The following is a 21,194-nucleotide window of genomic DNA, read 5'->3' on the forward strand; positions in this document are numbered from 1 at the left end:
TTACTTGAAAATATTCTAAACGAGAAAGGGGGAACGTGATATAAAGGTTATTGACGAGAACCGGTATCTTTTTTTACTTTTGAGTTGTAGCGGAGAAAAGAATAATGAGCTTTGTGCACTTTTTTTACTTTGTGCTCCTTCTTTTTTTACTCATGACTCCAAAAATTGCTTTAGATGACGATCGATAACGATTGAATCCTCTTCGTTTGCTCCGATTCCAAAGCAGTGTCCCCACTTGGACTCTATAGGTTGATACACAGCGTTTGGCATATGCTTAGCATCATACACACTATCTTCTGGCGTGAAAAACAAGTCACTTGATCCTGGCATAACGAGTGCGGGAGCAGTGATCTTGCTTAACGCCTGTTCGAAGTTGCCGTCATCTACGGGATTATCGCTAATGTCTCCATAGATTCCTGTACGCAACATGGTAATCAAGTCGTTAGCATCGAAGGGAAGAAATACCTGATCCCAGTAATCTTCTACATAAGATTTCAAGGAGTCGTAACCCTCAGATTGATACAATTTCTCCAAATAGTACGCCTGCGAGAACCCCCATGGAGCATAAGCTCTTCCCATCGCTGCGAGACCGGCAACCGGAGGGCGTTCATATCTACCATTTTCATAATTTGAATCTGCCTGTAACGCCGCGATCATTGCTTCGAATACCAACTGTGTATGGGGTCTGCTCTTTGCCGTTCCGCCAAAGGGGGCAATACGCTCGACCATCTCAGGATAACTGGTTCCCCATTGATAAACCTGCATGGCTCCCAGAGACCAGCCCACAACAAGTTTGATTTTGGAGATACCGAATTTTTGAGTGATGAGTTGATGTTGGGCACGCACATTGTCATACATGGAGATGAGGGGGAAGTTGTTCTTATCATATGGGGCAGGGGTATTACTTGGAGAGGAAGATAAACCGTTACCCAACATATTGGGCACAACGATAAAATAGCGACTGGGGTCCAGTGCTTTGTCCGTTCCAATTAACCATTCATTATCTGTGTGAATTCCAGCAAACCATGTTGGGACAACAATAACATTGTCCTTTGCCGCGCTTAAGTTTCCATAGGTCTTGTAAGCGATAAAGGCTTGAGGGAGCTGTTGTCCCGATTGAAGTAATGTATCTCCAAGGTTATATGTTTCATAATCGTTCATAGATTGATTCTCCTTATAAAATAGTAATAACTTGATTTCACTCTACAATACGTCTATTATCAATTCAACGAAACGTTATCGAACATATCATTCATTTATTTTGAACTTAGGAGGTGCCTGACTCATGGAAATACGCCAGCTAAAAACCTTTTGGACGCTTGCATCGACCTGCAGCTTTAGTCAAACTGCTGAATTATTGAGCTATGTACCGTCTACCATAACCATGCAAATCAAATCGCTGGAAGAAGAGCTTGGGGTGAAATTGCTGGATCGATTAGGCAAAAAGGTCGTGTTAACGGATGCTGGCCAACAGTTTCTGCCGTACGCCACTAAGATTTTAAACGATGTAGAGGAAGCAAAGTGCATATCCAGTCAGCACGGAGAATTGGCGGGAACGGTGGTGATCGGAGCAGACGAAGTGCTGTGTGCATATCTTCTTCCAGCCTTGTTCAAACGCTTCCGAGCGGACTATCCTGGTGTGCGGTTATTGTTCCGCCCCTTGTCTGGGCAAGAGCTCAAATCGAGTCTGAGAGAAGGGCATGCCGATGTCGTATTTGTATTGGATGAGCCAATTAATTCCAAAGACCTTCAGTCAGAGTTTTTAAAGGATGAGACCTTTCAAATGGTGGTTTCTCCCGATCATATGTTAGCATCGCGTTACGAGTTGGTCATCGATGACTTCCACAAACAGCATTTTTTACTGACCGAAAAGAACTGTTCGTATCGCACTCATTTTGATCAATCCATAACAAAGAAAGGTGTGGATGCTCTGACAGAGCTGGAGTTTCATAGTGTAGAAGCCATTAAACAATGTGTTGTGGCTGGTCTAGGGATCGCTTTATTACCTGAAATGGCTTTGAAGAAAGAGTTGAGAGAAGGGGAAGTGGTTGCTCTGCCGTGGGATTTATCAGATGTATCCTTTTCTGCGCAAATGCTCTGGCATCGGGAAAAATGGATCTCTCCGTCTATGGCTGCTTTCATGGAGGTCGCCAAGAGTGAGTTGATTTGATTGTTCAGAATTTGTTTAGATGTATGTGTTAAAATATTCTTCATGGAGATCGTGAGGTTAAATGGAATCAACCTTCAACAACATGATACAGATATATATGGGGGATTAGCAATGGAGAGAAAGATTAGAAATTCTGCAAAAGCATTGATCATTAAAGACGGGAGAATGCTTGCAATGAAGCAGGATGATAATGATGAAGTCATCTACATTCTGCCTGGTGGGAGCCAGAATGCAGGTGAAACCCTGACGGATGCGGTGAAGCGTGAAGTTGCGGAAGAAATCGGAATAGATGTAGAACCGTTATCACTGGAATTCGTAATTGAAGGGGTATACGGTGAAGCTCTTCATCGTGTAGATTTTGTTTTTTTATGCGAGTACATAGGTTTGATGGACCAAGATAGTTCTATTCTGCCAAGTGACGAAAATCAGGTGGAATTTGAATGGCTCGAAATTAAAAATATATACGAACTACCTTTATTTCCTGCAAAATTACGAAAGCAGATCATTAGATTGGTTGAGGGAGAAAAAACGGTTATGTATTTAGGAAATGAGGAAGATGACGACCTGAATAGTTAGATGTGCACACGTCGTAAACAAGCGGCCGTCTTGTATTTATAAAGGAAAGGCTATTTCAAAGGACATGATGGTCCAGTGAAATAGTCTTTTTGCCGTTGAACAAATTGTGCAGAGCGATTAGATAATGAACATCTATGATAAGGGGTTACAATAGGCCAGGAGTTATATATCTTGTTGCTTCACGCCTGCTTTCATATTTTTCTGACCCCACATTACCATGGATTCAATTAAAGGAACCAATTCCTTGCCTGATTCTGTGAGCGAATACTCCACTCTCGGTGGCACCTCGTTATATTGCTCCCGATGCACGATGCCGGAATGAATCAAATCTTTCAAACAGTTCGTTAACATCGTTCCGGTAATGCCAGGCAGTCTTCTTTTTAATTCATTGTAACGTATACAGTCATTTTCACTGAGGATTGCCAGGATCGGAAGATTCCACTTGCCTCCAATGACCTGAAATGCATAAGTCGCTGGACATAACTGATCGAAATTAAAGTCGTATTTCACTTGATACCCTCCAATAGTATACTTTTTGATACTAAGTCAGAAAAAGAATCGTACTTGTTCAGAAGATTGTAGACATTATAATCAAACTAACACAAGAAAATCAATTCATAAGACAATATAAAGGCGGGATACACGTGAGTAACGAATCTATGATGTGTGATCTGGAAACAGGCGTATGTGGTGTGAGCGAAGAAGAGGTGATGCAAGAAATCAATCTGAATCACATTGAGAAAAGGATAACTCTTTATTACGCAACAGATCCGATCTGCTCTCACTGCTGGGCGCTTGAGCCTGTGCTTCATCGGTTTATTGAGGAATACGGTCATTATTTTACGCTGCAAATTAAAATGGGTGGGCTACTGGCTAACTGGAATGGTTTCTCGGATGGCGCTAACGGGATTCAGAAACCTTCGGACGTTGCAGAGCATTGGAAGGAAGTGGGTGAACATTCACGCATGCCCATCGACGGTTCCTTATGGCACGATAATCCAATACTTTCTTCCTATCCGCCATCTCGCGTATTTAAGGTCATTCAGAGTACGCACCCTGGTAAAGAGCAGGACTTCTTAAGACGTGCGCGTGAAGCCGTGTTTGTATTTAATCGAAATATTGGAGAAGATGATGTGCTGACGGATATCGTCAATCAACTGGGCTTGAATGGAAAAGAAGTGGTTGAGGCGGCTGCAGAGCAATCTGCACAAGAGTTATTAGAGGAAGACTTTGAGAGTGTCGCTAGTTTGGGCGTTAGAGGTTTCCCATCAATTATCATTGTGAATGAAGAGAACCAGGGTATGAAAATTGTCGGAGCCCGTTCTCTTGAAACATATGTGCAAGCACTTCAGCAGGTGCTCGGTGGTGATCTGAAACCCAAACAAATAACCTCGTTGGAGCAGAAAATCAATGAGGGACACCTTCTTTTTTCTAAAGAAATGGAGGTCGTGTACAATATCGAAAAGACTGATATTGAATCATATGTGAAATCTGAATTGGCAGAGCACACATATCGTATGGGTCATATCTTGAATGAGATGTATATCGAGCATATCTGAGACAGGAAAAACAAGAAATCGAATTAGCACATTTTTACCGAAGGATTATTATCAATATTGATATGAGCCTCGATCCGGTGGGATTTTAAATATCCGCAGGCAGCACGGATGTGTTATTCGCACAGGCAAGTCGTCCACCCATTGCGTAGACTGAAGTAGATCAAGTCAAGTGGAGGTGAATTCCATGGCTAAAACCAATGAAATACACGTCCGGGTGAAACGGCTCAAGGATCGCCCAGTCTGCGTGACTCTTCATAATGGCGAGACGTACGTCGGGTACATCTCTGGCGTTAACAGCGAAGGCGTAGTGCTTACCGGGGGCGGAAAGCTTACTCAGGCCGCAATCACAGCACCCTCATCTGAAGGCAGTGCTCGCAAAACCAAACCTAAAGCAGGGGCTACGAGAAAAACAGCATCCTCTCGAAACCGTAAACGGGTGAACAGCACACGTAAGTCGCAAGTACGATCCCGGTCGATGTCTCGCTCAACGTCTAGGCAAGCCCAGGTATCCTCTTTCATGCCTATGCTAGGCTCATTGTTAGGTGGCTTTGGCGGTGCAGGCTCGATTGGAGGTATGTTAGGCGGGGGTATGCGGTTGTTTGGCATGATCCAGCGGTTTACACCTGTGGTCAAAATGGGGTATGGCATGATTAAGCAGATTCAGCCATTTATGGGGGCAGTTCAAGGGCTGATGACTCCAGCAAGCCAGGCAGCTCAGGCTGAAACCGAAGGTGAAGAGGAAGCACAACAAGGATAATACTTGAAATGAAAATCGTGAAATAGAACACAACCTTCGTTGCATTTGGGAAGGAAGGATTGCTAGTATGTTGGGTGATCTGATTTCTTTCTGATCTGGTCTGTTCCTTATCTTCTCCGCTAGATGCTTAACTGCAAGCTGCTCTCCGTATGCCAAACGGAGGGTGGCTTATTTGCTTATGCTGTATATGAGGTTCGAACCAGCTCGATTTCGCATGCTTGCTCAGTGCTAACGAACCTCAGAAACCTTATTCGGGTCAATATCAAGCCATTAAAATGCTAACAAACATGGCAAACCCTATTCGCTGCAAAATGTAAGATATAGTGTGAAAAAGGGGCTGATTCTGCAGCATAACTTCTCCTGTGTTCGTTAAATTCGTTCGTTGCGAGGAATAAAAAATGAGATTTCAAATACGCGTCTAACATCTAACTTTGATACCATGTAGTTCGACCGACCACTGTCATACAACAAAAAGCACCGCGCGCAGGGGGCTGCACTCGGTGCGAAAAACAATGCTAATGTTGCAGAGTAGGAGAAAACTCTATCCCGCTCTTATTAAGCCTGTTTGGTTTTGAGGCGAATCACGTTCCATGATGCTTTGTTCAAGACTGCTTGCACTTTACCCTGGTCAACCGTTGTATATCCGCCGTTGTGAGGAACAACGTTACGTGGGTTTTCTTTGGTATTGGTGGCTTTCAAGTCGTTGTTCTCCAATACGATATGCTCCACAAATGTGGTTTCTCCGAAGGAACGCAGATCCACATTCAGTTCCAACTTCTCATCCAGATGTCTGTTCACCGCAAAGATTGTGATCGTGCCGTTCTCTTCATCATGCACACTGATCGCTTCGAGATAAGGCACATCTGTAAAGTCTTTGGAATCATATTTAGGTGAAGTTGTGATGGATCGCAACACCGTACCACGACCGAAGTTGGATGCGTGCATGAATGGGAAATACGTCGTCTGGAACCAGATCGCTCCGTTATTCTCGGTCATAATTGGTGCAATGGTGTTAATTAACTGAGCAAGGCAAGCCATTTTTACACGGTCGGCGTGCTTGAGTATGGTAATCAGATAACAGCCCACAGCTAGTGCATCTTCATGTGTGTACACATCTTCAAACTCTGGAGGCGCAATCTGCCACCGTTCTTCCATACGGCTTGTGCCGATGGATTTCCAGACATTCCATTCATCCAGAGACAGCATTAATTTCTTTTTGCTGCGTTTCTTGGCTTGTACAAAATCACAGATTGAAGCCACACTATCAATAAATTGATCCAGATCCAGCGATGTCGCCAGGAAGTCATACGTGTTGTCTTTGTTGTTGTTGTAATACTGATGCAGGGACAAGTAGTCCACATTTTCATAGGTGAGATCCAGCACGGTTGCTTCCCAATCTGCAAATGTACTCATGTCACGGCTGGAACTGCCGCAAGCCACAAGCTCGATATCCGGGTCTACCCATTTCATCGCTTTAGCGGTCTCATTGGCAATACGGCCATATTCATATGCAGTCATTGCACCAATCTGCCAAGGGCCGTCCATTTCGTTGCCTAGACACCAGGTTTTGAATTTATGCGGGTCCTTGTAACCGTGAGAGATACGCAGATCACTCCAGTATGTGCCAGATGGGTGGTTACAGTATTCGATCAGGTTTCTGGCCGCATCAATGCCGCGAGTACCCAGATTTACAGCCATCATCACTTCGGTTCCAACCAGTTTGGCCCAATCTGCAAATTCGTTTGTTCCTACCGCATTTGTTTCAATCGTCCACCATGCCAGTTCAAGTCTGCGTTTACGCTCTGCTACCGGACCAACGCCGTCCTCCCAATTGTAACCGGATACGAAATTGCCGCCCGGATAACGAACAATTGGCACATTCAGAGCCTTGATCGCTTCAATGGCATCCTGACGGAAACCTTGAGCATCTGCCGTAGGGTGACCTGGATCATAAATACCGCCGTATACGGCCCGTCCCAGATGTTCTATAAATGAACCATAGACACGCGGATCTACTTCAGCAATCTGAAAATCTTTATCAATAAGCATTTTGGATGTAAGCAATGGGAAAACCTCCATAGAATTAATTTTAACTGTGTAATAAACTTTATTTCACGCTGAGTTCGCATAAAAGCAAAATCAAATCATTGATTTGTTATCTAATGTGTATCATAATGCTATTATGTTGAGCAAGTTTATTTAGAAGGATTCGCTAAATAACGAATTCTAAATCGATAATATATGAATTCTGAAGAGATAGGGAAGTGAAGTTCATGATGCTTGGCACCGATGCCTCGTCCTTGATCATCTATGAGGCCCTCGCCAGCGAGGCACGTTTAAATATCGTTCGCTTATTATTGCAAAACAGGGAGATGCATATCAATGCGCTTGCCAAAGAGCTGTATCTGAGCAAAGCCATCGTTAGTACACATGTGAGCAAATTGCAGAAAGCAGGTATCGTAGGCAGCCGCATGAAGCGTGAGAACGGTGGAACGTATAAATACTGCTTTATTCTGCAAGAATTTATGACTATCAATCTCTCCCCTGAACCAGTTGATGCTCCTTACCATGAAGTCTCGATTCCGGTTGGTCAGTATACGGATTACGAAGCCTGGCCCACCTGTGGCATCGCAACAACGACGCAAATGATTGGGCAATATGATACTCCGGCCTGCTTTATGGACCCGGATCGGGTCAATGCGGGTATTCTTTGGTTGGCACGAGGTTTTCTGGAATATAAGATTCCCAATTATCTGAATACAGAACAGCATCTCCAGGAAATTGAAATTTCACTCGAACTCAGTTCGGAAGCACCTCAAGTCAATGAAAACTGGCCTTCCGACATCCGTTTCTCCCTTAATGGTCATCACCTCGGAACCTGGACAAGCCCAGGGGATTTTGGAGATCGGAAAGGAAAACATACACCGCTATGGTGGAAATTGGACGTCAACCAGTATGGTGTACTGAAGGTGCTGCGTATTAACGGAGAAGGGACGTTTATGGATAGCCAGCGCATCTCAGATGTGCGTATCCATGATCTGGAGCTGGATTCATCCACTTACTGGACGTTTGGATTAAGACCGGAAGAAGGGGTCCCCGGTCGAGGCGGACTCACGTTGTTTGGGAAAGGGTTCGGCAACTACGATCAGGACATTTTGATTCGGTACTATTACGAGGCTGCAGCGTTGAAAAAGCAATAGAATAATCTGGAAAATAAGGTTAAGATATAACCATCTGAATAAAAAGGAGCGTTTTCAAATGTCTAACAAGGTGATTGTGCTTTAGGTTCACAGAAGGATATTTGCGTTACAGGGATTCCTTTTGTGGACATTACAATGCGGGAAACTGTCCCGACAATGTTTACTGGAGGAGATCGTAATTAACTTTAACGAAGCTGTTAACATTAGCAATACGCATGTACTGGCGCTGGTACCCGAGCTGTTTCATCTGGAGGGTTACAATATTCAGCTTATTCCGCCTCATGAGGGTGGACGGAATGTTGTTTACACTTGCGAGCGAGAGGGGCGTGAATCGCTAATTCTACGGGTGTCTTTTTTGCCTGACAGAAAGCGGGAAGATTACATTGCCGAGCTGGAGTATGTGCGGTATCTGTTTGAGCACGGTGCAAGTGTCTCGAATGTGGTCAACTCGAAAAAGGGCCATCTGGTAGAAGAGATCACTTATGATGAGCATACATTCTTTGTCTGTATGTTTGTGAAGGCCAAGGGAAAGTTGCTGGTAGAGAACCATTATCAGTATCGTGAAGGGGTTCCGCTTACCGAATACTATTATAGTAGCGGCAAAATTCTGGGCAAAATACATCAGCTATCGAAAGGGTACACTCCCGTCCATCGCCGGCATCATTTGATTGACAATTACAGCGGTGAATATATCGATAACTTGGTACCTGAATCATTCCCTTTGCTTAAAGAGAAGATGGTTGAGCTCCTGAATACCTTACAAGGTTTGGATACAAACCAGGAAACATTCGGCATGATCCATTTTGATTACAACGATGGAAATTACTCGATCGATTTTGATACCGGACAGATCACCGTGTATGATTTCGATAATTCATGCTTCGGTTGGTATATGTATGATCTGGCCGATCTATGGACACACGGAGTAGGCTGGGTTCAATTTGAGCCGGATGCGGATAAACGCAAACAGTTCATGGATGAGTATTTCCAAACTGCCCTCGCTGGATATACTTCCGAGACCAAGATCGAAGATTCGATGTTGGAGAAGCTGCCTTTATTTATTCAAGTCACCCTTCTGGAAATTATTCTAGGTCAATTTGAGGAAATGCAGCGTGCTGGCGAAGAACCGGAAGTTGACAAAGAGCTGTTGTATCTCATTAAATGTCTGGAAGAGGATATACCGTATAAGGGATTTTTCGATGACATTTATTCGAGTGAAGCTCCGTTTGAGTATGAGGGACGCTGAAGGGACCTGTACGTAAACTAAACCCTGAATAACCAAGGATTCATCAAGTGTGGAGGCAGCCGGATCGACCGGGTGCCTCTTTGTTTGTCTGCGGTATGTTATTCAAATTTGGAAGGGGGCACATTGTAGAATTTTTTGAATGCTTTGGAGAACGTAAAGGGATCGGGATAACCCAGAAATCCGGCAATTTGCTGGATCGTATATTTTTTCTCGTACAGATAGTCTCTGGCCCGGTTCATTTTGATCTGATTGATATACTGCCCAGGTGTTATACCGAGAATTTTTTTAAACAACGAAATAAAATATTTCTCAGAGACGCCAGCAATGTCTGCAAGCTCGTTAACTCGGATGGCACGATGCAGATTCGCATCCACGTATGGGAAGACATTTTGCAGAACCTCCAGACTTCCTTCAATTTTCCTCGGTTTTCGGTCTTTCAGAAACTCACCGTGATACAGGCCTTGCCTATGTAATTCCAAAATTTTGGCGATGACGAGAAGCAGAGAGGCTTTCAAGTAAAGTGGACTGGCGGAAGCGCCGCTGCTCTGCTTGAATCTTCGATAGGACGAGGTGAAGAGCGTTGATTCCTCTTGAATCAGATTTCCAGGTACAATGCCCGGGAGTTGAAACTCGCCGAGAATCCGCTTCTGCTCAGCGATGCTGAAATCAAAGTGCATGTATACGAATCGGCACAACTCTCCGGTCGTGGAAGCAGTGTAGGGCATATCCGGATAAAAAAACACGACGTCACCCGGGTTCGCCATATGCTCGATTCCATCGATGGTAATCTGCACGGAGCCTGCTGTAATGAACCACAGATCATAATCGGAATGAGACTTGTGCTCCGTCCAATTACTGTCGTGCGTTTGTTCCAAATAAGAGCTCATGCGAAGTGTGATATACTCCGAAAGTTCATTGATTATACTCATATTTATAGTTCCTGCATGCATCTAACCCAACTCATTCCTCTCTACTTTATGACATCCTCTATTTTTAACTATCATATCAAAGGTTTTACTTCTTGTTAATTATCGTACGATATGACATGTTTTGAAAACTATCACACATTCCGATTCCAGCCCACTCCCCTATAATGAACTTATATCGTTACGAGGAGGGGTTATTGATGAATGCTACAAGTACACAACATCCAAAGGTGGTTGTTATTGGGGCGGGCAGCCTGTTTTTCGGTCGTCAGTCCATCTGGCAGATGGTTCACTCCCCATATTTGAATCAGGGAACGCTGGCCTTGGTGGATACGGACGAGGAACGGCTCTCGAAAATGGTAAAACTAGCGGAAATGGTCGCCAAGGAGAACAATGTATCCCTAAAGATTGAGGGTTCAGTGGATCGAAGACAGGTGCTGCCGGGAGCTGACTTCGTTGTGCTCAGCTTTGCGGAAGAATCGGTGAAATATCGGGGCATCGACTGCCAGGTTTCTCTAAAGTATGGGATTCGCATGTGTTCCGGCGATACGATTGGCCCGGGCGGAATCTTTCGCGCGATGCGGGAACTGCCAGTTATTATGGAATGCGCCAAAGACATTGAGGAGTTGTGTCCTGATGCTTGGGTGATCAATTATATTAACCCGTCTACCGTTCATGGCATCGCATTACATCGCTATGCTCCGAAGCTTAAATCGTTTGCGCTGTGTGATAGTCATCATATGCCGCATAAGAAAGCCTATTACGCCGTAAGAGCGGGTATCATTGGAGACAATAGCCAGTTCACTGAGGAGATCAACCAGAAATTCGATTTTCGTATCGCGGGTGTCAATCATTTCACTTGGCTGCTCAAAGCCGAGTATGAAGGAAAAAATGTGATGCCCACAATTGCAGAAGCCATGCGCAAGCTGGCAGGTGATGAGAATAACGGTGGTGATCGCGGTGCAAAAGCTCTTTTTAACGATGCAATTACCTATGAACTGTATGATATTTTTGGAATCATTCCCACTTGCACGGCGCATACGAAGGAATACGTTCGGTATTGGCAGGGTCTTGGCAAAACTGCGGACGCCATTCCGCCATTATCGATCTGGGAGACAGAGGACAGATATGAGCGTCATGACGAAATGTGGCGTCAGGTGGATGACTTTCTTGCAGGGAACATCCCGATTCCCGATTATATGAGCACCTTCGGACCAGATCATGCGACTGACATCATCGAAAATATGGTGGGGAACTTGGGCAAAAAATTCTTCATCAATACGCTCAATCAAGGTGCGGTAACCAATATGAATACCGATTCGTTCCTGGAGCTACTGTGCGATGTAGATATGGATGGGGTGAAGCCACTCCATGTAGGCGAGATGCCGCGCGGAATTAGAGGTATGCAAGAACTTGTACTGGATACGCATGAGCTTACGGTTGAAGCTGTTCTCGAACAGAGCTACGAGAAGCTGAGAAGGGCGATGCTCACTGACCCACTCGTGAATTCCATCAGTGACGCGGACAAGATCATCCATGAATTGTTGGAACTGGAGCGTAAGATGATTCCGGACGTTTGGTATAAGGACAGACTGCAGTATAGCTAAGAATAGAGAACGATAATAGACCACGTCAGCTCCTTCAAGGGCTAACGTGGTCTTATCATTTATCAAGAAATCCTACTCCACTTTAAACAAGCCAGCATGGTCTTCATAGTACGAAGTAATAAAATCACGAAATTCTCTTACAGCAGGAGATAACCATTTTTGTTTGACCCAGGATAGGCTAATTGGATATATCGCTGATTCATCAGCAATTTTTACATAACGTAACCCCAGTGTTCTACATACAGAGATAGGAAGTAATACCACACCCTGATTAAGCTTGATAATTTCAAGCAGGGTATGAGAATCGACCTCAAATGCATGATTGGGCAGGAAGCCTGCTTTTTCACAGAGCATGGTTGTAAACCGACTGTACTCCTTATTATCAGCAAGAGAAATAAAGGGCTCATTTGCAACAACACTTAATGAAATGCTTGTCTCTCCGCCGTATGCATGATCCGTGGGCACAACAAGAACAATGTCCTCCTCAACAAGAACAACACTCTCAATCTCCTCATCCTGAATCGGATGCCCCGTAATGCCCAGATGCATGTCACCTTTCTTCAATCCTGTAATAATTTCACTGCGTGTCCCAATACCCTGATGAAGCTTGGTTTCCGGGGAACCGTTGATATAGTCACTAATGAGACCTGTGAGGAATCGGGTATTCGTAATCGAGATCCTGATCGTATTGGATATTTGCTGTTCCTCCGCTTTAATCTCCATCTCTGCATTTTCAATTTCAATAAAAATCCGGTTTACATGCTTCAATAAAATCTCACCTGAGGAATTCAATTGAATGTTTCTTCCTCTCCTGTGGAATAGGGGGGTACCCAGTTCATCCTCAAGTCTTTTAATCGTTAAGCTTAGGGAAGGTTGAGCAATATTCAATTGCGCAGCTGCCTTGGAGATATGTTCAGTATAGGCAACGGTCTGAAAGTATTTGAGCTGAAGCAATTCCATTTATCTGCACTCCTTATTTATTCTGATAAATATATATAGTACTTATTATGTATTATATTAAATTTAAATATTGATGTAGAATTTTTTTATGAGATACAGATCAAATTTTATAAAACAAAACTTGACTATATAAGTTGAACTAATCATTTACACAATAACGGAGAGGACAGAAAAAATCTGAAAAAGCGAAGCGTTCGCCTTTATCCCCGGATTTTCCCCTTAAAAAAGGGAATCGAAAAATCTGGGGATAACAGCGATTGGAAGGTTGTTCTGTCATCGTAGTGTCAGTGTAAATAATCTTGAGTTCAACTTATATAGAACCAAAACATAAGGTAGGTGTCTTTGATGAAAATCGATGTGAATAACATAGCTAAAAATCTGAATACACCCCTAACGGCTCCGGCATACCCAATGCCACCGTACAAATTCGTGAATCGTGAATACTTGAATATTATTTACCGGACCGATGAAAAAGCTTTACGGGCAGCCGTACCAGAACCTCTGGAAATTACGGAACCTTTGGTTAAATTCGAAGTGATGTGGATGCCGGATGTTTCTGGGCTGGGTGCTTATACAGAAGCTGGACAAGTTATCCCTGTGCAATTCAATGGGGAGGAAGGCGATTATGTGCATTCGATGTACGTAGACAATTTCCCCGCGATTGCAAGTGGTCGAGAGCTCACCGCCTATCCGAAAAAGCTGGGTGCACCCAAGTTGTATACCGATTCGGATACACTTGTTGGCACACTAGATTATGGAACGCTGCGTGTAGCCACGGCAACGATGGGATATAAACATGTGGAGATGGATAAAGAGTTCGCCAAACGTGAAATATGCCGACCTAATTTTATGATTAAGATTGCTACCGACTATACCGGGAATTTAAGAATATGTGATCTGATCCGTACTCAAATTACGGACATCGAAGTGAGGGAGGCTTGGACAGGACCTGCCCGGCTTCAATTGTTCGAACATGCGTTGGCACCTCTTGCAGATCTACCTGTGTTGGAAGTGGTGTCCGCTTCTCATATCCTTACCAACCTAACCTTAAACGCTGCACAACCTGTATATAACTACCTGGAAGAAAAATAAGGAGGAAAAATAAAATGAGAATTGCAATTGTAGGAGCAGGATCTTTGGGAACCATCGTAGGCGCATATCTTGCGGATGGTGGACTGGACGTTGAGTTAATTGATGCATATCAAGAACATGTAGATGCTTTAAATCAGACCGGTGCTAAAGTGACGGGTACCACAGAGTTTCAGGCAAAAGTAAAAGCAATTACTCCTGATCAGAAATCAGGACAATATGACCTCGTGTTACTTTTAACCAAACAACTCTACAACGATTCCATCCTTCAGGAATTACTTCCATTCTTGAATGAAGACAGTATGGTGTGTTCCTTGCAGAACGGGATTCCCGAAGAAAAAGTGGCGTCCATCGTGGGTGAAAAACGTGTTATTGCTGGCTCCGTTGAATTCGGCGCTACGTTCATTGAACCAGGTGTATCAAGTCTGACTACCGAGTACACTCAATTTAAGCAGTACGCTTTTCAGATTGGCGAATTAAATGGTGAAATCACCGAACGAATTCAGCGCGTGAAATCGGTGTTGGATCTTGTGGGTGGAACACATATTTCCGATAACCTGGTTGGAACCAAATGGTCCAAATTGTTGATCAACAATGCCTTCAGTGGTTTATCGGCTGCATTGAATGGTGAATATGGGGACATTATTGATCATGAAGCCGGCATTGTGAGTGCAGCCCATATTGCGGACGAGACAATTAAAGTTGTTCGCGCCAATGGGGTCACCTTGGTTAAAATGAATGGATTCGACATCGCTTCACTCGAACTGAACAGCGAAGAAGAAATCCCTGAACGGGTGAAAACACTACGTTACGTGATGGAGCCCTCCAGATTGCTCAAAGCAAGCATGCTTCAAGATCTGGAGAAGAACCGCAAAACGGAGATTGATTACATTAACGGAGTTGTTTCAAGCAGGGCAGAAGGTACGAGAATTGCGACACCTTATAATGATTTAGTTGTAAAACTGGTTAAATCTGCTGAAGAAACTCAAACCGTTCCTGATTTTGACACGAACATAAAAGCTTTTGAAGAACTATTAAGTGTTCAAAAATAAATTCAATTATTTCAACTGAAAGTCGCTAATATAGCGGCTTTTTTGTTGTATCAGTAAATCTAGTCAGGCTTGATTTTGCGACAGATAGAATATTCTTCGTGATTTTTGTTTCCTAAGATTATACAAAAAGGGGAATTAAATTTGATATAATATAGACTTGCTGGTTATTTTTATATTCGAAGGAGATACATATGAGGAAATCTTGGGGGGAATTCGTCTTTTATTTGGCGGTGTTTGTCTTTGTTTTATTTATGACCTGGAATGACTATTCACTATTTTGGACAATAGGGGGTGTAGTCGTTACCATTCTTATCGCGTTTATTAAGCATGTTTTTTATCCTTTAGTATTCGATAAGCGTATAGATCGTTTAGCGTCCTTTTTATCCAAGCAGCAAAATACACCTGGGACATACATTATTTATGTTCTTGCAAACAGACTTGATGATGAGGTAGAACTAGTTATGGAGCAAATTATGCAGAAATATAAGCGAAGAACGTCACAAGCACAGTTTAAGGCAGCTTACGGATTATATCGCAAGGATATGTTCGCCATTCGGCAAGCTGTACCTCATATCGGCTTATCGGACTACCGTACATATTACGAAACTATTCTACTCTTGGAAGACGGGAAAAGTGAAGATGCGCGTGAAAGACTTCAATCCATTAAAAAACAGTGGATGAGATCAACATTGCTCGCGGGTATTGAAGTCAAAGCAAACAACCGTGATACCGCCATCCAGCACGCGCATGAAGCACTTAACTCTTCCAGAGGTGTTAATCGTTATGTCTTGTATAAGGAATATGAAAGGGTATTACCAGAAGTTGTTGAACACATATCATAAACTCGACATTATTTATTTGCTTATTCCAGGCCACTGGTTAAGGAGAAATGATCAAAAACAGCTTGCTGTATAAGGAATTAATAACATTTGGATAATAATGACATTGACAACTGCAGGTTTTTCCAAAATAATAGAATGTAATTGAATACTGGTACCTTTAATTCAGTCCAGAGAGGCTGGCAAGGGCAGCGGATTTCATAATCACGCGAGAATCAGGGCATATTCCGTAATAGGATGCTCTGTGTCTTCGCGCGGATTATGATGCAAAAAGAGGCTACTTGTCAGTGTATAACTTGACGAGTAGCCTCTTTTTTCTGCTTTTTTTGGTATCAGATACACTTTACGTTGGGGGTATTCTGATGAGCAAACAAGATCAAGAGTTTTCATGGCAAGCTGTGCCGAAATCACAAAGAAACCACTTTTGGAAGACGTTATCCGTCATGCTCGGTTTCACTTTCTTCTCTGCAAGCATGCTGGCAGGAGGCACGTTGGGAGTAAGCTTGACGTTCATGGAGTTTATTGGCATCGTACTTGCAGGTAATCTGGTGCTCGGTATCTACACAGGGGCACTGGCACATATCGCCGCCAAAACGGGCTTGTCCACACATTTGCTCGCTAAATATGCTTTTGGTGCAAAAGGGTCGTATCTACCTTCATTCCTGCTAGGCTTCACACAGGTCGGATGGTTCGGAGTAGGCGTAGCCATGTTCGCGATTCCGGTCGCCAAAGCCATGGATTGGAATGTGTACCTGTTGATTATCGTGTTCGGACTTGCCATGACAGCATCAGCTATCTTTGGTATGAAGTCACTCGTCATTCTCGGATATATCGCGGTTCCTGCGATTGCGATTCTCGGTGGTTACTCCATGTTCGAAGGTGCAGGTTCGCTGGGAGGTCTGCAAGGGTTGCTAGAATACACGCCAACACAGTCGCTTACCGCGGCGGCGGCATTAACGATCTGTATTGGATCATTCATAAGCGGCGGAACGCTGACACCCGATTTTGCCCGGTTTTCCCGAACATCGAAACAGGCAGTTACCGCAACAGTTATTGCATTTTTCCTGGGTAACTCACTCATGTTTCTCTTCGGTGCAGTTGGAGCAATGGCCTATAACCTAGCTGATATCTCGGAGGTCATGTTCCTGCAAGGATTGATCATCCCGGCAATCATCGTTCTGGGGCTTAATATCTGGACGACCAACGATAATGCACTGTACGCTTCGGGTCTTGGTTTTGCGAACATCACCAAAATCTCAAAGAAATTTTTCGTCATCGTAAACGGCATTGTGGGTACCGTATTCGCCATGTGGATGTACAACAACTTCGTCAGTTTCCTGAACGTACTGGGCGCGGCGGTACCATCCATCGGGGCTATTATTATCGCAGATTACTTCATTGTAAAACGTAGAAACTATAAGCCATTTGCTGACATGTCATTCAAAAATGTAAACTGGGTAGCGATGGTCGCATGGGCCATCGGCGTGGCATTCGCCCAACTGGCTCCTGGCGTAACACCATTGAACGCACTGCTTGGTACAGCAGTGGCCTATATCGTCTTGATGCTGATTGTTCCTGCGAAAGAATCCAAAGAAATGGGGAAAATAAATGATTATACAGAACGCAAAATTGCGGGGTAAAGAAGGACTATGGAATATCGTTGTGAAAGACGGAAAGTTCGAACGAATCACACAATTGCTGGAAACGACCGAAAATGAAGAGATCCTGGATGTCAACGGATCGCTTGTGCTGCCACCGTTCATTGAGCCGCATATTCATCTCGATACAACGCTCACAGCAGGTGAGCCGGAATGGAATCTAAGCGGAACGCTGTTCGAAGGCATCCAACGCTGGTCAGAGCGCAAGGCTTTCTTGACACATGAAGATGTCAAAACACGGTCTAAAACGGCACTGAAGTGGCAATTGGCACAGGGTATCCAACATGTACGGACTCATGTGGACGTTACTGATCCAAGCTTAATTGCCGTTAAAGCAATGCTTGAAGTGAAAGAAGAAATGGCTCCATATATGGACATCCAGCTTGTTGCTTTTCCACAGGAAGGCATTCACTCTTATCCAAACGGGGCAGAATTGCTGGAAGAGTCGCTGAAAATGGGCGTTGACGTGGTCGGCGGCATTCCACACTTCGAATTCACACGGGAATACGGCGTTGATTCAATGAAAGTTGCGTTTGATCTGGCCGAAAAATACGATCGTCTTATCGATATCCATTGCGATGAAATCGATGACGAGCAATCCCGTTTCGTAGAAGTTGTTGCCAAGGAAGCTTACGAACGTGGACTGGGTTCACGAACAACGGCAAGCCACACGACAGCAATGGGGTCATACAATGACGCTTATACGTACAAGTTGTTCCGTTTGCTGAAGATGGCCGATTTGAACTTTGTCTCCAATCCGCTGGTTAACATTCACCTGCAAGGACGCTTCGACACGTATCCGAAGAGAAGAGGGCTGACGCGTGTCAAAGAGTTGCAGGAAGCAGGTCTGAATGTATGCTTCGGTCATGATGACATCTTTGATCCTTGGTATCCGCTCGGTACAGGCAACATGCTGCAAGTACTGCACATGGGGATTCATGCTTCGCAGTTGCTTGGTTACGACCAGATCGTGAATTCGATCGACCTCATTACGAAAAACAGCGCAAGAACGTTACACATTGAGGATGTGTACGGTATTGAAGAAGGTAAACCTGCCAACTTCATCGTACTTGAAGCAGAGAACGAATATGAGGCTGTTCGCAAACAAGCCGGCGTACTTTATTCCTACAGAGGCGGCCGTAAAATTGCGGAATCGAAGCCGCGGGACACATCCATCATTTTTGAAGGCGGTACAGAAAAGGTTACTTTTAATAAATAATGAAGAAAATATACTCCCATTAAAGTCGCTATTTTAGCGGCTTTTTTTCTTTTTTGTACTGTCTACATACAATAAGAACCAAAAATTCAGCTTGCCTTAAGGGCTTCACTAGAAGCCTGCTTCCCGCCTTTTTTGCGAATGAAACTAATGATGAGCAGCAGCAGTGGTAACAAGCCAAATAAGAAAATGGACAAGTTTCCGAGAAAATCACCCAAAGCTAACGTTTCCTCCAAGTTTTTAGGCAAGTAAGCAATGACATACAAGACTGGCAACATCGCGAATTGTATGCTCGTAATATTTTTGAGACGAAACAAATCTCGGACCCCGATTGCCGCAAAATAGTGTTTAAAAGCATAGGTTGCAAAGATCTGCATCAGCCAAAACACAATGAACAGCGATTCATATCGCTCAAATAGAAATCCCTCAATCTCAAAACTTCGAACCATGTCGAACGTTGGCCACATTCGTGTTTGAATTCCTGGCAAAGATAAGTTTCCTACAACGGTAACAATCGTGACCAAATATATGATCGTACAACTAAGTATGCTGTATATAGCAGCTTTACTGCTTGCTTTCACGTCCACCATGTAAGCTGTGATGATGAGTAACACTTCATATCCAGAATAGGAGAGACACGAAGGTTTAAGACCTTTCAACACAGGCATGAATCCATCGCCCAGGAGTGGTCTGAGGTTATTAAGTTCAAACATCTTGGTGCTTAAAAGGAAAACCAGCGCTAGTAATACAAGCGTAACGGGCAACACGATTGAAAAGACGCGGATGATGACCTTAAGACCACCCGTTAACATATAAATACCAATCCACAAACTGACCATAATGGTGACCCAAGTAGGCGTGCGCTCAAGGATGTACATACTTGTAATTTCGGCCATGACTCTAACTTCGAATGAACAAAGAACAACAAAATACACGATAATTAAAAGTCCCAATAGATAAGCAATCCACTGACCTGTGATTTCGGGTATAAATTCGAATACCGTTTTACCGGGGAATCTACGACACAAGGTTACAAGGAGGATGCTGATTGTGGTAACAATTAATCCTGATAAAATGACAGAAATCCATACATCTGGTGTTCCTACTGCTTTACTAATTGTGCGAGGGAGTGTTAGAATTCCAGCTCCGAGTATTGAATTGATAACTACAATAATAACCTCGGAGGTATTAATATTAGATGTGGATTGCTTCATTGGCCTTCGCTCCAAACCGGAGAATATATTTCTAGGTAGTATCGCCCAAGGAAGTTGTTTTATGTAAAATATGCTGTACTGATATAATGTAGAGATATCCAATAATGAACTGAAGATAAGGATGTAGGTTATGCCAAAGAACGATAATATGTTAGCGATTCTATGGATGCTGAATTCAGGCACCAAAATAACTGCAAAACAAATGTCCGAAAAGTTAGAAATCAATATAAGAACGGTATATCGTTATATTGATGCGTTATGTTCCAGTGGAGTACCGATCATTTCCGATACGGGTCACAACGGCGGGTATAGTTTGTTGAATCAGCATATTAAAGCACCTTTGTTATTCGATATGGAAGAAAAAAAGGCACTTCTCCAAGCTGCTGTGTTTGCAAAAGAGGCTGGATACCCTTTGAGTGAGGCATTGGACAATGCCACATCCAAATTGAAAATGTATACAAATCAGGATCAGGAAAACACACTTCGTCGTCATTTAGCCGGGTTTAACGTTATCAATCGTATGGGAGACCCATCCGTTCAGCCGATCTTGGCGGAATTGGAGCAAGCCGTGGCTAATGATTGCTCTGTTGAAATTAATTATCGCAGAAGCCGTGATGAACAACCCAAAAAAAGAGTAATAGACCCGTATGGAATGGTTTACTGGAATAATAAATGGTATACCATTGCGTTTTGCCACTTGAGAAATGAATTCCGCAGCTTTCGGGCAGATCGTATTCTGCGAATCAAGCCTACTTCGCTTCGCTTTAAGCGTTCTGAATCTTTTTCTGCTCGTGAATTATTTATGCAAAATTTGTTACCTGATGTAGGAGGGAAAGAGGGGTTAATTTCCTTGGTTATCGAAGGCCGATCAGAGGCATTGGATGACTTGGGGCTGCATTGGTTTATGGGACATTATCTGAAAGAGCGGACTTCTAATCAAGCCATCTTTTTATTTGATGAAAAATCAATTGATACATATGTCCCCTATTTTCTCCTATCCTATGGGAAATCCATTCAAGTCATCGAACCACAGCGTTTGAAGGACAGACTTGTTGCTGTTGTATCCGAGTTAATGGAATACTATCAACTTTAACAACTTCACTGACAGTAGATGTCAGTGAAGTT

General features: G+C 43.6%; 19 protein-coding genes. 13 read left to right on the top strand and 6 right to left on the bottom strand.

Going from position 1 to position 21,194, the window contains the following annotated elements:
- Positions 1-150 precede the first annotated feature (150 nt).
- Entirely contained in the window at positions 151-1,161 is a 1,011-nt protein-coding gene (locus tag BS614_RS18925) for an alpha/beta fold hydrolase (protein ID WP_074095113.1), read from the bottom strand.
- 124 nt (positions 1,162-1,285) lie between these two features.
- Between BS614_RS18925 and BS614_RS18930 the strand changes: the two genes are divergently transcribed.
- Both BS614_RS18930 and BS614_RS18935 read left to right on the top strand, forming a co-directional pair.
- Positions 1,286-2,170 carry a LysR family transcriptional regulator gene (locus tag BS614_RS18930; protein WP_074095114.1) on the top strand — a complete coding sequence of 295 codons (885 nt, stop codon included), beginning with the start codon at positions 1,286-1,288 and terminating at the stop codon, positions 2,168-2,170.
- A 111-nt stretch (positions 2,171-2,281) separates the two neighbouring features.
- The gene (locus BS614_RS18935; RefSeq protein ID WP_074095115.1) at positions 2,282-2,746 is read left to right on the top strand and encodes an NUDIX domain-containing protein; all 465 of its coding nucleotides are present in this window, start codon (positions 2,282-2,284) and stop codon (positions 2,744-2,746) included.
- 162 nt (positions 2,747-2,908) lie between these two features.
- Here BS614_RS18935 and BS614_RS18940 read toward each other — a convergent pair whose 3' ends face one another.
- Positions 2,909-3,256 carry a winged helix-turn-helix transcriptional regulator gene (locus BS614_RS18940; protein ID WP_074095116.1) on the bottom strand — a complete coding sequence of 116 codons (348 nt, stop codon included), beginning with the start codon at positions 3,254-3,256 and terminating at the stop codon, positions 2,909-2,911.
- Positions 3,257-3,390: 134 nt separating this feature from the next.
- Between BS614_RS18940 and BS614_RS18945 the strand changes: the two genes are divergently transcribed.
- Positions 3,391-4,305, top strand: coding sequence for a DsbA family oxidoreductase (locus BS614_RS18945; RefSeq protein WP_074095117.1), 915 nt, complete (start codon positions 3,391-3,393; stop codon positions 4,303-4,305).
- 184 nt (positions 4,306-4,489) lie between these two features.
- The gene (locus BS614_RS18950) at positions 4,490-5,062 is read left to right on the top strand and encodes a hypothetical protein (protein ID WP_074095118.1); all 573 of its coding nucleotides are present in this window, start codon (positions 4,490-4,492) and stop codon (positions 5,060-5,062) included.
- Between the two features lie 555 nt (positions 5,063-5,617).
- On the opposite strand, the gene arfA is transcribed toward BS614_RS18950, so the two are convergent.
- Positions 5,618-7,111, bottom strand: coding sequence for an arabinosylfuranosidase ArfA (gene arfA, locus BS614_RS18955; protein WP_074096903.1), 1,494 nt, complete (start codon positions 7,109-7,111; stop codon positions 5,618-5,620).
- Between the two features lie 224 nt (positions 7,112-7,335).
- On the opposite strand from arfA, the gene BS614_RS18960 reads away from it, so the two are divergent.
- Together BS614_RS18960 and BS614_RS18965 are read left to right on the top strand one after the other, a co-directional pair.
- Positions 7,336-8,262, top strand: coding sequence for an ArsR/SmtB family transcription factor (locus BS614_RS18960; RefSeq protein ID WP_074095119.1), 927 nt, complete (start codon positions 7,336-7,338; stop codon positions 8,260-8,262).
- Positions 8,263-8,383: 121 nt separating this feature from the next.
- Positions 8,384-9,508, top strand: a complete 1,125-nt coding sequence (locus BS614_RS18965) for a phosphotransferase enzyme family protein (protein WP_244898158.1) — start codon at positions 8,384-8,386, stop codon at positions 9,506-9,508.
- A gap of 98 nt (positions 9,509-9,606) precedes the next feature.
- On the opposite strand, the gene BS614_RS18970 is transcribed toward BS614_RS18965, so the two are convergent.
- Positions 9,607-10,458, bottom strand: a complete 852-nt coding sequence (locus BS614_RS18970) for an AraC family transcriptional regulator (protein WP_074095120.1) — start codon at positions 10,456-10,458, stop codon at positions 9,607-9,609.
- A gap of 176 nt (positions 10,459-10,634) precedes the next feature.
- Between BS614_RS18970 and BS614_RS18975 the strand changes: the two genes are divergently transcribed.
- The gene (locus BS614_RS18975) at positions 10,635-12,041 is read left to right on the top strand and encodes a family 4 glycosyl hydrolase (protein WP_074095121.1); all 1,407 of its coding nucleotides are present in this window, start codon (positions 10,635-10,637) and stop codon (positions 12,039-12,041) included.
- Positions 12,042-12,113: 72 nt separating this feature from the next.
- On the opposite strand, the gene BS614_RS18980 is transcribed toward BS614_RS18975, so the two are convergent.
- The gene (locus BS614_RS18980; RefSeq protein WP_074095122.1) at positions 12,114-13,001 is read right to left on the bottom strand and encodes a LysR family transcriptional regulator; all 888 of its coding nucleotides are present in this window, start codon (positions 12,999-13,001) and stop codon (positions 12,114-12,116) included.
- A 345-nt stretch (positions 13,002-13,346) separates the two neighbouring features.
- On the opposite strand from BS614_RS18980, the gene BS614_RS18985 reads away from it, so the two are divergent.
- The 5 genes from BS614_RS18985 (at position 13,347) to BS614_RS19005 (ending at position 18,858) form a co-directional block, all read left to right on the top strand.
- Positions 13,347-14,093, top strand: a complete 747-nt coding sequence (locus BS614_RS18985) for an acetoacetate decarboxylase (protein ID WP_084174610.1) — start codon at positions 13,347-13,349, stop codon at positions 14,091-14,093.
- A gap of 14 nt (positions 14,094-14,107) precedes the next feature.
- Positions 14,108-15,142 (top strand): ketopantoate reductase family protein, encoded by a 1,035-nt coding sequence (locus BS614_RS18990; RefSeq protein ID WP_074095124.1) that lies wholly within the window; start codon positions 14,108-14,110, stop codon positions 15,140-15,142.
- Between the two features lie 191 nt (positions 15,143-15,333).
- Positions 15,334-15,984: a hypothetical protein gene (locus BS614_RS18995; RefSeq protein WP_074095125.1), complete on the top strand. Its 651-nt coding sequence runs from the start codon at positions 15,334-15,336 to the stop codon at positions 15,982-15,984.
- A gap of 359 nt (positions 15,985-16,343) precedes the next feature.
- Entirely contained in the window at positions 16,344-17,621 is a 1,278-nt protein-coding gene (codB, locus tag BS614_RS19000; RefSeq protein WP_074095126.1) for a cytosine permease, read from the top strand.
- Positions 17,590-18,858, top strand: coding sequence for a cytosine deaminase (locus BS614_RS19005; RefSeq protein WP_074095127.1), 1,269 nt, complete (start codon positions 17,590-17,592; stop codon positions 18,856-18,858). The genes codB and BS614_RS19005 overlap by 32 nt, the downstream gene beginning before the upstream one ends.
- Before the next feature lie 86 nt (positions 18,859-18,944).
- On the opposite strand, the gene BS614_RS19010 is transcribed toward BS614_RS19005, so the two are convergent.
- Positions 18,945-20,069: a GerAB/ArcD/ProY family transporter gene (locus BS614_RS19010; protein ID WP_074095128.1), complete on the bottom strand. Its 1,125-nt coding sequence runs from the start codon at positions 20,067-20,069 to the stop codon at positions 18,945-18,947.
- A gap of 130 nt (positions 20,070-20,199) precedes the next feature.
- On the opposite strand from BS614_RS19010, the gene BS614_RS19015 reads away from it, so the two are divergent.
- Positions 20,200-21,162, top strand: a complete 963-nt coding sequence (locus BS614_RS19015; RefSeq protein WP_074095129.1) for a helix-turn-helix transcriptional regulator — start codon at positions 20,200-20,202, stop codon at positions 21,160-21,162.
- The last annotated feature ends 32 nt before the right edge of the window (positions 21,163-21,194 follow it).

It is taken from the genome of Paenibacillus xylanexedens (genome assembly GCF_001908275.1).
Lineage (GTDB): Bacteria > Bacillota > Bacilli > Paenibacillales > Paenibacillaceae > Paenibacillus > Paenibacillus xylanexedens_A.